The 11,954-nt window shown below is 36.7% G+C and carries 10 protein-coding genes; 3 read left to right on the top strand and 7 right to left on the bottom strand.

Annotated features, from left to right (window positions below; translation table 11 throughout):
• Window positions 1-125 precede the first annotated feature (125 nt).
• A complete protein-coding gene (locus QM524_RS11045) occupies window positions 126-692 on the top strand; it encodes a 1-acyl-sn-glycerol-3-phosphate acyltransferase (protein ID WP_283344626.1) in 567 nt (188 codons plus the stop codon).
• Window positions 693-759: 67 nt separating this feature from the next.
• Here the strand turns inward: QM524_RS11045 and lpxB are convergent, their stop codons facing one another.
• Window positions 760-1,866 carry a lipid-A-disaccharide synthase gene (lpxB, locus tag QM524_RS11040; RefSeq protein WP_283344625.1) on the bottom strand — a complete coding sequence of 369 codons (1,107 nt, stop codon included), beginning with the start codon at window positions 1,864-1,866 and terminating at the stop codon, window positions 760-762.
• Between the two features lie 76 nt (window positions 1,867-1,942).
• Window positions 1,943-2,362 (bottom strand): 6-pyruvoyl trahydropterin synthase family protein, encoded by a 420-nt coding sequence (locus QM524_RS11035; protein ID WP_095162818.1) that lies wholly within the window; start codon window positions 2,360-2,362, stop codon window positions 1,943-1,945.
• A 752-nt stretch (window positions 2,363-3,114) separates the two neighbouring features.
• On the opposite strand from QM524_RS11035, the gene rfaD reads away from it, so the two are divergent.
• Window positions 3,115-4,080, top strand: coding sequence for an ADP-glyceromanno-heptose 6-epimerase (gene rfaD / locus QM524_RS11030; protein WP_283344624.1), 966 nt, complete (start codon window positions 3,115-3,117; stop codon window positions 4,078-4,080).
• A gap of 254 nt (window positions 4,081-4,334) precedes the next feature.
• On the opposite strand, the gene QM524_RS11025 is transcribed toward rfaD, so the two are convergent.
• From QM524_RS11025 to QM524_RS11010, 4 genes are all read right to left on the bottom strand, one after another.
• The gene (locus QM524_RS11025) at window positions 4,335-5,345 is read right to left on the bottom strand and encodes a glycosyltransferase (RefSeq protein ID WP_283344623.1); all 1,011 of its coding nucleotides are present in this window, start codon (window positions 5,343-5,345) and stop codon (window positions 4,335-4,337) included.
• A 121-nt stretch (window positions 5,346-5,466) separates the two neighbouring features.
• A complete protein-coding gene (locus QM524_RS11020; RefSeq protein ID WP_283344622.1) occupies window positions 5,467-5,835 on the bottom strand; it encodes a hypothetical protein in 369 nt (122 codons plus the stop codon).
• 72 nt (window positions 5,836-5,907) lie between these two features.
• Window positions 5,908-7,200 carry a glutamate-1-semialdehyde 2,1-aminomutase gene (gene hemL, locus QM524_RS11015; protein ID WP_283344621.1) on the bottom strand — a complete coding sequence of 431 codons (1,293 nt, stop codon included), beginning with the start codon at window positions 7,198-7,200 and terminating at the stop codon, window positions 5,908-5,910.
• A 34-nt stretch (window positions 7,201-7,234) separates the two neighbouring features.
• Window positions 7,235-8,842, bottom strand: a complete 1,608-nt coding sequence (locus tag QM524_RS11010) for an ABC transporter substrate-binding protein (RefSeq protein ID WP_283344620.1) — start codon at window positions 8,840-8,842, stop codon at window positions 7,235-7,237.
• Between the two features lie 131 nt (window positions 8,843-8,973).
• On the opposite strand from QM524_RS11010, the gene QM524_RS11005 reads away from it, so the two are divergent.
• Window positions 8,974-9,423 carry a GNAT family N-acetyltransferase gene (locus QM524_RS11005; RefSeq protein WP_166577475.1) on the top strand — a complete coding sequence of 150 codons (450 nt, stop codon included), beginning with the start codon at window positions 8,974-8,976 and terminating at the stop codon, window positions 9,421-9,423.
• A 262-nt stretch (window positions 9,424-9,685) separates the two neighbouring features.
• On the opposite strand, the gene yidC is transcribed toward QM524_RS11005, so the two are convergent.
• The gene (gene yidC, locus QM524_RS11000; protein WP_166577476.1) at window positions 9,686-11,533 is read right to left on the bottom strand and encodes a membrane protein insertase YidC; all 1,848 of its coding nucleotides are present in this window, start codon (window positions 11,531-11,533) and stop codon (window positions 9,686-9,688) included.
• Between the last annotated feature and the right edge of the window lie 421 nt (window positions 11,534-11,954).

Genomic DNA, 11,954 nt, shown 5'->3' with positions numbered 1-11,954 from the left:
TATTTAGACAGATACTTTGTGCCTTTTTACATTCATTATTACTGAATTATGTAATTTTTCCAGTGAAATTGTTTCCGCTGAAGATTTTAATTATTTTCACTTGAAATATTAATTCACTTAAAATTATGCTAAATAAAATATTTATAATGCTATTTAAGTTGGCGGGTTGGAAATTGGAAGGACAAATCCCCGCATCACTTAAAAAAAGTATTGTGGCGGTTGTGCCACATGCAAGCTGGGTGGATTTTCCTGTGGGGCTTGGTGCAAGGGCTGTTATCGGTAAAAAGATTGGATATTTAGGAAAAGAGGAGCTTTTTAAACCTCCATTTGGCTGGCTGTTTAAAGCTTTAGGAGGAACTCCCGTTGATAGGTCTAGGAATAATAACTTGGTGGAAGCGGTTATTCAGGTATTCAATAAAACTACTGAATTACACATAGCGCTGGCACCAGAAGGGACTCGTAAAAATGTTGAAAAATTAAAATCTGGATTTTATTATGTCGCAAAAGGAGCTAATATTCCAATTGTGCTGGTTGGATTCGATTATCCAAGAAAGACTGTCTTTGTGAGAGAACCTTTCTATCCGACCGATAACGTTGAAGCTGATTTCAAAGAAATTGCAACTTACTTTAGTCAAATACAAGGTATCCAGAAATCTTGGATTAAGAATTATTTGGAAGGAAAATATCTCTAATTGAGTGCATGAGTGATTGAGTAATAATTTTTAGAATGACTCAATCACTCATGCACATAAGCTCTAACTATTTCAAAAGATAGTCAACCATCAAACTACCAGCTTTAGCAGACGCGCCTTTGTCGCCTAATAAAGCTTTCACTTCGGCATATCCTTCTAGTTGTGCTTGGCGTCCTTCTGGCGTTAATATTTTGTTTAGTTCTTCCTGAACAGTGGTATTATTCAAATCATTTTGAATTAATTCTGGAACAATTTTTTTCTGAGCTACCAAATTTACCAAAGAGATATAAGGCACTTTGATAACCATTTTGGCAATGGCAAAAGAAATACCACTGGTTTTGTAACAAACCACCTGTGGAATATTCAGTAAAGCAGTTTCTAACGTGGCAGTTCCTGAAGTCACTAAAGCAGCATCAGCTACTGAGAGCAAATTGTAGGCGTCATCATACACCACTTTAATCGGAAAAATAGACTGCCAGCGTGCGTATAATTCTTTGGGAAGATTAGAAACTCCTGCGATTACAAACTGGTAATCGGGGAAGTTATACGCCTGTGCCACCATCATAGGGAGAATTTTGGCTACCTCTTGGTGACGCGAGCCAGGTAAAAGCGCAATAATGGGTTTTTGACCAACACGGGCTTCTTTTCTGAAATTAGGTTTCGGCTGAAAGTCTGCAATAGCATCAAACAGTGGGTTTCCGACATAATCTACCTCGTAATCATATTTCTTAAAAAAGTCTTTTTCGAAAGGAAAAATCACAAACATGCGGTCAACAAATTTCTTGATATTGAGTGCACGTGATTGATTCCAAGCCCAAACTTTTGGCGAAATATAATAGAATGTTTTGATACCAATAGACTTGACAAACTTCGCCACACGCATATTGAATCCCGCATAGTCGATAAGAATCACCACATCAGGCTGATAGGCTTGAATATCTTTTTTGCAAAACGATAAAAGTCCAAGAATTGTAGGGAGATTTTTGATGACTTCGGCAAAGCCCATAAAGGCAATGTCCTTGTAGTGTTTTACAAGCGTAGCACCTGCTTCCTGCATCATATCGCCGCCCCAAGCACGAATTTGGGCGTTGGCATCCTTTTGAAGGATGGCTTTGATGAGATTAGAGCCATGCAAATCGCCTGAGCGTTCGCCAGCAATGATATAATATTTCATGTTGTGGGCTTTAGGCTGAGAGCTTCAGGCTGCTTGAGGAGCCAAGAATACCAGCCCAAAGCTTCACACAGTACAATTATTCGCCGTAATACTTCACTGAGTTTTTAGGCGTTTCGATGAGTTCGATGCAGTGTAGCTGTCCATGTGGAATTTGTTCATTGAGCTTTGGAGCTAAAATTTTCCAAATTTCCATGGCAAATATTTCACAACTTGCCATCTTACCTTGCATAAAATCTACATCGAGATTTAGATTTTTGTGGTCAACACGTTCGATGATTTCATCTTTGATAATTTGGCTCATCACTTTCATATCAATCACGAAACCTGTGTCAGGGTCTGGAATACCTTTTACAGTAACGATAAGCTCAAAATTATGTCCGTGCCAGTTGACATTTGCACATGGACCAAATACCTCACGATTCTTTTCCTCTGTCCAGTTAGGATTATACAGCCTGTGAGCGGCATTGAAGTGTTCTTTACGAACTACGTAAACCATTTGTTTTCAGTTAATTTATTCGTTTTGCGAAAATCTCAGATGTTATACTAGTGGTATATCTGTTATCAGTTTATAAGTAAAAATGACCAATAACAGACAATAATGACAAAGCAAACGCCCCAAGCACAAAACTACGAGTGATGACCAGCAAAATCGCCGTGATTGGAGTTGGGAAAACGTAGCAAAACCAATCTGTGGATTAAGAACACAAAGTTAATGGCTTTTAGTTTCACAAAAAAGAAAGCTGAAAACAATCATTTTACGAAAGTCTTTAATTTGTTCAATTTATTTCATTATTTTTAGATGTGATATTTCTGTTAATCAGCCTATTACTCTAACCCCTCTTATTACCCTATAAGTGTTATCTTGAAAAGTTTATATTTTTTCAAAGTTAAGTGTATTGGTTTTTCGCAAAGCTTTAGGTACTTTTGCTTAATTTTTCTAGGAATAGTGCGATTTTAAGTCTGTTTTGATTTCTTATAATAAATGGCTTTTGTCATAGAATTAAAAATCCCGATATTCCTACAAAACAACTTTGCTCCTTATCTGCTTATTGTATTTTGACAATATAGATTTAATAAATAGACAGGTTCGTAATAGAACCACGTAGTCGAGTTACTACCTTTCGGAATTATTTATTATCCAACATGATTGAACATATCTTCCGAGTGGATTTTTCTCGATTATAAAGAGAATCATTAGTTTTTCATAAATAACACATTCCAGAACCACTCAATTTTAGTTTCTATTGTATGATTATTGTTACAGGTGCCGCTGGGTTTATTGGAAGTTGCCTTATTCAACGCTTGAATGAGGACAATTTTAACTATATCATTGCTGTTGACGATTTTTCCGATGAGCAAAAGAATAAAAATCTTGAAGGAAAAAAGATTCAAGAGCGTGTAGACCGCGAACACTTTTTTGAGTGGTTGGATGCAAACTATCAAGAGGTTGAATTCTGTTTCCACATTGGTGCTCGTACAGATACGACAGAATTCAATGTAGATATTTTCAACAAATTGAATTTGAATTACTCAAAGAAGATTTGGAAAAAATGTCATGACTACCAAATTCCTTTGGTGTATGCTTCTTCGGCTGCTACTTATGGTTTGGGCGAGCATGGCTATGATGATAATGAGTCTTTGATTCCTCAATTGAAGCCTTTGAATCCTTATGGTGATTCAAAAAATGACTTCGATATTTGGGCATTGCAGCAGCAAGAAAAGCCTTTCTTCTGGGCTGGGTTGAAGTTCTTCAACGTTTACGGACCAAACGAATTCCACAAAGGTCGTATGGCATCTGTGATTTGGCATACATTCAACCAAATCCAGAAAACTGGCGCGATGAAGTTATTCCGCTCTCATAACCCTGATTTTCAGGATGGTGAGCAGATGCGTGACTTTGTGTATGTAAAGGATGTGGTAGAAGTTTGTTTGTTTTTGATGCACCACCGTCGCAACTCAGGTATCTATAACTTAGGTTCTGGAAAGGCAAGAACTTTCTTGGATTTGGTAAAAAATACTTTTTATGCCTTGAATCTTGAGCCCAATATCTCATTTATTGATACTCCAGAAGATATTCGTGATAAATACCAATATTTCACTGAAGCAAATATGTCAAAATTAAAGTCGATTGGTTACGAAAAACCTTTCCATACTTTAGAAGAAGGCGTAACAGATTATGTGAAGAATTATTTAGCAGATCAAAAGTATTACTAATATATATTTAGTGAATGGGTGAGTTGTGAATGAGTGATTATTTTTACAAGTCTCTTTCTTAAAATCAAAAAAAGCGGTCAAAAATTGATTTTTGACCGCTTTTTTTGATACTACCATTCTAGATATAACTCGGCTTACGACGCAATCATTGCGTCTCTACTGCTAGAATACAAATTTTAAAAATAATCACTCAATCGACAATCACTCACTCACTAAATTTTTCAAAACTCTACACTCAAAACTCATCACTTCAATCAGGATGGATATTCGATGTTGTCTCCTAATTGTTTATATCCTTTTTCTTCAAACAGTTTTTTCCAACCTTCAGTGATAAAACCTATGCCGTAGCCCACCAATTGCACATATACGGCAATTACACTGAGTAAACCTACTTGAATACTCTTATTCTTGAGTGTTGAATCAATAAAATTGAGTAAGGTATATAGGGCAAAAATACCGATAGCCAGATAGAAAAATGGTTTGAACACCAACCACCATAAAGGAATACTAAACAAGCCAAGTGTAAATACCATTGGAAAGGTGTGTACCAATTTGAGTTCTTTTGGAAAAAAGCGACTGATATTGATTCTTGCTTTTCCAAAAAATCTCAACTGTTTGTAAAACTGTATAAAACTAGTTCTTCGTTTATGATAGATAAAAGCTTCAGGAATAAGTCCAGACTTAAAACCGAGGCTTATAGCACGAATCGAAAATTCAATATCTTCGCCCATACGAGTAATAATGAACCCTTGGGTTTTGCGATATACCTCCTTCGACATACCCATATTAAAGCTTCTAGGATGAAATGTACCTCCAAGATTTTTCTTGCTCCCTCTAATTCCTCCTGTAGTAAAAAGGGAAGTCATAGAATAAGAAATGGCTTTTTGAATAGGAGTGAAGTTGGGGTGGTCGCGGTCTGGCCCGCCATAAAGGTCTAGGAAATTGCTATTGAGCTGTTTTTCTACGATTTCCAGATAGTTTGGTTCTATTAGCGCGTCAGAGTCAAGAATAATGAAATAATCGCCAGTAGCGTGCTTAAAACCTGTATTACGAGCAAATCCTTGACCAGTATTTTGTTGTTGGATATATTTTATTTCCAGCTCAGAATGATATTTTTCAACAATTTTATCGGCTTTTATGGCCGAGCCATCCTCTACAACTACCACTTCGAAGATTTTGTATGTTTGTTTTACTAAACAAGCCAACAATTCATCCAATTCGTCGGGGCGGTTGTATACAGGAATAATAATGGAATAATTTCGCATGGAAAAAGCGCTGTGTTGAAATAACAGCTATTGTTTAATTTTTTGTGTTGAAAACAAGAAAGTGCCATTGCATCAGACCTCTTCTAATGGGAGACACTCATTCTTCAGACCACAAAACTAATCATTTTACATATTTTTTCTTCACTTTCATTTCCCAATCCCCGAAGCTTCCATATAATACCATTGATCCAAATCTGAAATTATCAATGATTTCTTGTCCTTCTTCTACACTATCATAAAACTCCTTGTCTACAGGAATCTCAAAATCTACCGCATTCATAGCATCTTTTATATGTTTTTTGATGCTTAATGATAAATGCGATTGTTTCAAACGAAGTTTGAGGATATACTTATGCGAATCACCACCATTTTGGGCAATACGCAATTGCTCTTTCAAAGCACGATTTTCTTCTCGAAGTTTGTCTGCTTCGGAACTTCCACAAGAAAAAAGGAGAAAAATGACGAAAGTAGAAAGAAGATAAGATTTCATATGGAACGGAGAGGTTTTAAAAAAGGTCAGCAAATTGCTGACCTTTGATGGAAAATGATATTTGGCGCTAAACTATGCTGAAATCTCTTTAAAGCTCTCATAACTCGCATCCAAGATTTGAGCAACGTGTTCATCAGTAAGCGCAGTCGAGATAAACATAGCTTCATATTGTGAAGGAGCCATATAAATACCTCTTTTCAACATAGCATTAAAGAATTTACCGAATAGTGCAGTATCTGATGATTTTGCATCTTCAAAATTGTTTACAGGCTTCTCCGTAAAGAATAAAGTAAACATAGAGCCAACGTGGTTGAGGGTATAATTCAATCCAAGTTTTTGCATATTGGCACGAATACCAGAGGTTAAAGTATTACCAACCGTTTCGATTCGCTCGTATACTTCTGGATGCTCGTTCAAGTAAGTCAACATAGCTTGACCCGCTGCCATAGCAATTGGGTTTCCTGAAAGTGTACCTGCTTGATATACTGGACCCGCAGGAGAAACGCAATCCATAATTTCTTTTTTACCCCCGTAAGCACCTACAGGCATACCACCACCGATGATTTTGCCCATGGTTGTCATATCTGGTGTTACGCCACAACGTTCTTGAAAACCTCCTTTTGCCAAACGGAAACCAGTCATTACCTCATCAAAGATTAAGACAATACCTTCCTTATCGCAAATTTGGCGAAGTCCTTCTAAGAAGCCTTCTGCTGGTTTTACCAAACCCATATTACCAACTACGGGTTCAAGGATAATACAAGCAATCTGATCTTTATTAGCATCAACTAGCGTTTGTACTGCAGTTAAATCATTATATGGAGCTGTTAGCGTATCTTTGGCCACACCTTTAGTAACGCCTGGACTATCTGGATGTCCGAATGTGATGGCACCAGAACCTGCTGCTATCAAAAATGAATCACCATGACCGTGATAACATCCTTCAAATTTGATGATTTTGTCACGACCCGTATAACCACGTGCCACACGAATAGCCGACATCGTAGCCTCTGTGCCAGAGTTTACCATACGTACTTTCTCAACAGAAGGCACAATCGAAGTAATGAGTTCTGCCATTTCTACTTCACGACGCGTAGGGGCACCATAAGAAAAACCTAACTGAATAGCATCGGCAACGGCTTTTTCGACTAGCTCATTGGCATGACCCAAAATCATAGGCCCCCATGAGTTGATAAGTTCGATAAATGCGTTTCCATCTTCATCGTAAAGGTAGGCACCTTTAGCCGATTTGATGAAAAGAGGATTTCCTCCAACGGCTCTAAAAGCTCTTACAGGTGAGTTTACACCGCCAGGGATGTAGTTTTTAGCTTTGTCGAAAAGTTCTTGGCTGTTTTTAGTAGTCATTTTGTCAAAAATTAATGCGATGGTAGCCCATGCACTATTTAGCTAATACAAATTTATAATTTTGGAAAGTAGTAATGGGTACTACTTGGTTGTCTTGAGACTGTGTGTAATCGTACCCTGAGGTCGAGAAAGACTGTTTGTAGGTATCTAAATCGTCCAAACCTTTTTTGAAGTTTACACCATATTTAGAAAGAACCCTTCCCCAAAACAAAGTCATGTCATATCCACAGAACGAATAATAGGAAGGAATGCTTCCATATTTAGCAAAATATTCCTTTTTAAATTTATCTACCTCTGGATTTTCATTATCAATAAACTCTGGGTCAATACAGTAAATTTCTCTTCCTGCAACGGTTGTGCCACTCAAATTGCTTGATTGAAATGCCTCTGCAGTAGTCACAAGTGGCGTTGATAAATCTTTCTGTAAAGCCGTGAGCATCGCCAAGCCTGCTTTTTTATCTGAAGTTGCCAAAAAAACATGACTGAGTTTTTTGTCAGGAATTTTGCTAGCAATCATTTCAGAGTTGGCTGTTACTTTTACAAAGGCCTCAATATCATAACCCTTTTTAACAAGTACTTGTTTGTAAGCTTCTGCCAACAAGGAATCAGTGCTAGAGGAGGTATAATAAATTGCGGCGTTGCGTCCTAGAAATGCTTGTTTTGTAACATATTCGGCTGCCTTGATGGCTTGCATTTTGACAGAAGGTTGTGCTAAAAATGACTTATCGAAGATTTCTAAGAGTTTTTCATTATTAGAAATAGGGTTGATAAGTGGTATTTGATAGCTTTCACAAAAGGCATTTGCTAACTTATTACTTTCGGAATAAAGGGGACCAACTAACAAATCGGTTGTTTGGAAGTAGGCATTATTCAGTACTTCAAGCATTTGATCTCCGTCGTTCGAAATATCATATACCTGAAGATTCACATTGATTTTTTCCTTTTGTAATTGTGCTTTTGCCAGTTTGGCGCCCTGATACATGTCGAACACATATTGGTTGGCACGACGCGGGTGGTCAGGCGATAGTTCGTCGATGTTTACTGGAAGTAAAAACGCAAAATTAAGAAAGCCCTTGTTCAAGCGGTATTGCTGAAGGTCTTTCGTCGAAGACATTTCTGAAGATTTGGCTTGAATACGTTCTTTTAGTAATATTTCATCAGGAAATTGCTCACTCAATGAGGTTAATTTCTTGGGGTCAGTAATATCAGAAAGAAAGTTTTTCTTTAGATCTAGGATATCATTCTTCAAAGAATCAGAAGTAATAGCATTGGCTATCTGGAGTCCTTTGGCATAATCTTTATTCTCAAATGCAATGGTTGCATAAAGATAGGCTACTTCTTCATTTTTCTCCCAATTGGGATATCTCAATTGAAGATTTTGCAAACTAGCTTCTGCTTCGGCATATTTTCCTACTTTGATGGCTGCCAAAGCTTGAAAATAGTAAGAATAAGGAACAATAGGATTATTAAAACGAAGGTTACTTAGCTGGCTAAAGGCGATTCTAGCTTTTTCAAAATCATTGTTTTGATAGAAAAGTAAGGCTTTTTGATATTGAGCTTCGTATTCTGACAGATTGCTCTGGGCCTGACTGAAGCCGTAGGATGATGCCACAAGTAACACTCCTAACAATAATTTCTTCATAATTCATGGAATTTGTGATTGTACAAATATAATAAACTTTGACGAATGCCGATTAAGTTGGGGTAATTGATGACATTATTATTAAATTTACTATTGTCAACCTAAAATCACAAACTATTAATTATCCTCTTATGAATTTGAACTGGTACTATAAACATTTTAGAAATCTCAGCACGACAGAACTTTATCAAATCTTGCAGTTACGTTGCGAAGTGTTTATTGTGGAGCAAAATTGTCCGTTTCAAGACCTTGATGATAAGGACTTTAAATGTCATCACCTCATGGGATTTGATACTGAAACACAACAGATTGTAGCATACACACGCATCGTTCCTCCAGGGTTATCCTATGAAGAGGCATCTATTGGACGTGTGGTAACTTCTCCGAAAGTAAGGAAATTTGGAGTAGGAAAGGAATTAATGAGAAATTCTATCGAATTAGCTGAAGAACTTTACGGCTCGTCTATCAAGATAGGGGCACAGTTGTATCTAAAGGGATTTTACGAATCTTTTGGTTTTGTGCAAACTAGTGAAATATATCTCGAAGATGGGATTGAGCATATAGAAATGCTGAAAGATTAATTTGAAAATTAGGTAATTTGAAGATTTGGAAATGGGGGAATCTGAAAATTTGGGAATTTGAAAATTTGATAATTAGGCGATTTGGTAATTTGATGATTTGGTAATTTGAAAATGGGGGAATCTGAAGATTAAGTAAATTGAAAATTGTTGAATTTAAGAAAAAAAGAAGGTCTTCATAGAGAAACAATTTAGTTCTCAGTGAAGACCTTCTTACATTAATAATTTTCAAATCATCGAATTTTCAAATCTTCAAATTCTCCAATTATTTTTTCTTCTTCTTATCTTCGTTTTGCTGTTTCTGCATTTCTTCAGCAGCTTTCATTTGCTTTTGCAAATATTCTGAGAAACGAGATTTTTTACCACCGCCTGCAGCGATTTTCTTACGGTTTTCTTCCAAAACTTGCTTGATTTTATCTTCGTCAACAAACTTACGAATACCGATTTGTTGTAAAATCGTTACTAAGTTAGATACGAAGTAATAGAAGCTCATACCCGCTGGAAGTGAGTTCATCACGAACATAAAGATTACTGGCGTGATATAAGCCATTTTCTTCATATCGATTGGCTGACCTACTTGATCTGGTGTATTTTGGTTGTTGTAATAACCGTATGCAATACTCGAAAGGGTCATCAACAACGTAAACAAACTGACGTGGTTACCATAGAAAGGAATGCTAAATGGCAAATCCCATACAGAGTCATAAGTAGAAAGGTCATTAGCCCACAAGAATGCCTCCTGACGAAGGTTAATCAAGTTAGGGAACAACATAAATACCGCCATCAAAATAGGCATAGTTGCTAATACAGGCACACAACCACTCAATGGACTTACACCTACTTCACCATACAATTTCATTTGAGCTTGTTGCAATTTAGCTGCATCGTCACCCACTTTTTCCTTGATAGCATTTAATTCTGGTTGAAGAATACGCATTTTTGCCATACTTACATACGATTTGTAAGTCAATGGCAACAACGCAAACTTAATTACCAATACCAAGGCAATAATCAATAAGCCGTAGTTGCTAAATACTGTTTCAAGAATATTGAATAAAGGAACAAATACGTAGCGTGTAATTGGCAAGAAAATATCGTAACTCAATTTTACGTTGCGACCAAATGCTGGTGCAATTTCTTTGATTTTATTATAGTCGTTTGGACCAAAATACCACTGATATTGTCCTTTACCAGCTTTCATATCAGCCAATGAAACCTCCATATTAGCACGCAATGTTTTGATATTTACCGAATCCTGAGGATTTGGCGTAGCCCAAATTTGTGCTTTTGAGATTGGCGTATTTTTAGCAATAAAACCTGACAAGAAGTACTTTTTCTTGAAAGTCAACCAATTTAATGGCTTTTCAAGTGTAGCATCGTTGGCACTTGTAGGGTTTTCGGTCAACTGGTCAAACTCTTCACCTTCAGCGATTAGGTAGTTAACAGTAGCCTTACGGTTTTCGTTTAAGTCTTTTTCTGTTGGACGAACCTCTTCAATCCAGTTGATTTTAGCAGTTTGGCTTTTCAACAAACCGTCCAATCCTTTGATTTGAGTATTTTGGTCTACTAAAAAACCTTCTCCAGCCAAAGTATAAGTTTGTTCGATAGACTGACCATTTGCCAAAGCCAATGTGAATGTTACAGATTGTTTTTGACCTTCCGCAACCACACCACCTTTTGATTGGGTTGTAAAGAACAATTTGTTGATGTCTACATTACCTTTTGTTGTAGCTAATTCAAAAGAAAGTTTGTCGAATGCTTCATCATAAATCGTCAAAGGGGTTTCTTTATGAGCTGCAAAGTCATTATATGTTTTGTAGTGCTTAAGCAACACTTGTTTTACTTTACCACCTTGAGTTGAGAAAGTAACTTTGATGTCTTTGTTTTCAAGAACTACATCTTGTGCCACGCCTGTAGCTGCCGTTGCAAAATCACCAGCTGCGGCCTTCAAAGCTACAGTATCAGTGGTTGGAGCTACAGTTTTGTGTACAGTAGTTTGAGCAACTTGCGCTTTTTGTGCTTGTTTTGGTTCATCTTTCGGAGCAAAGAAAAACTGGTACCCCAGCAACATCCCCATCAGCAATAATAGCCCCGTGATTTGATTTCTATCCATTTGGTATTTGTTTAAAAGCGCCTTTCATTTTTAAAAGGCTAGTTATTTTTGGAATTGTAGTATTTAAAAGTTTGACCTTGGTTATTTTGAGGCAAAAGCAAAAGTAACTGTTGGCTAATGTTTTCGTATTGAGAATAAAGTTAAATGAATGTTTAGTTTGTATATAAATACTATTTTTCTCTTCGCAAAGCCCTACTTTTCTTGTCTTGACACAAGAAAAGTAGCAAAAGAAAGTCAAGAATTTATAAACTCGCTTCGCTCAAACAGTATAAATTCATTGCTTACGCAAGCAATCTCCCACAAGTTTAAACAGCTTCAATATGTTCAATATCTTTAAAATCGAATAGTAAAGAAATAAAAATGCACCGCCTCGACTTTGGCGGTGCAAAATTACAAAGAACTTGGCTTTTTAGCTGTATTT

Origin of the sequence: Flectobacillus roseus (assembly GCF_030056595.1) — a bacterium.
Lineage (GTDB): Bacteria > Bacteroidota > Bacteroidia > Cytophagales > Spirosomataceae > Flectobacillus > Flectobacillus roseus.
Note: the sequence above shows the minus strand (reverse complement) of the source record. Positions and strands in the feature narration are given on the sequence as shown.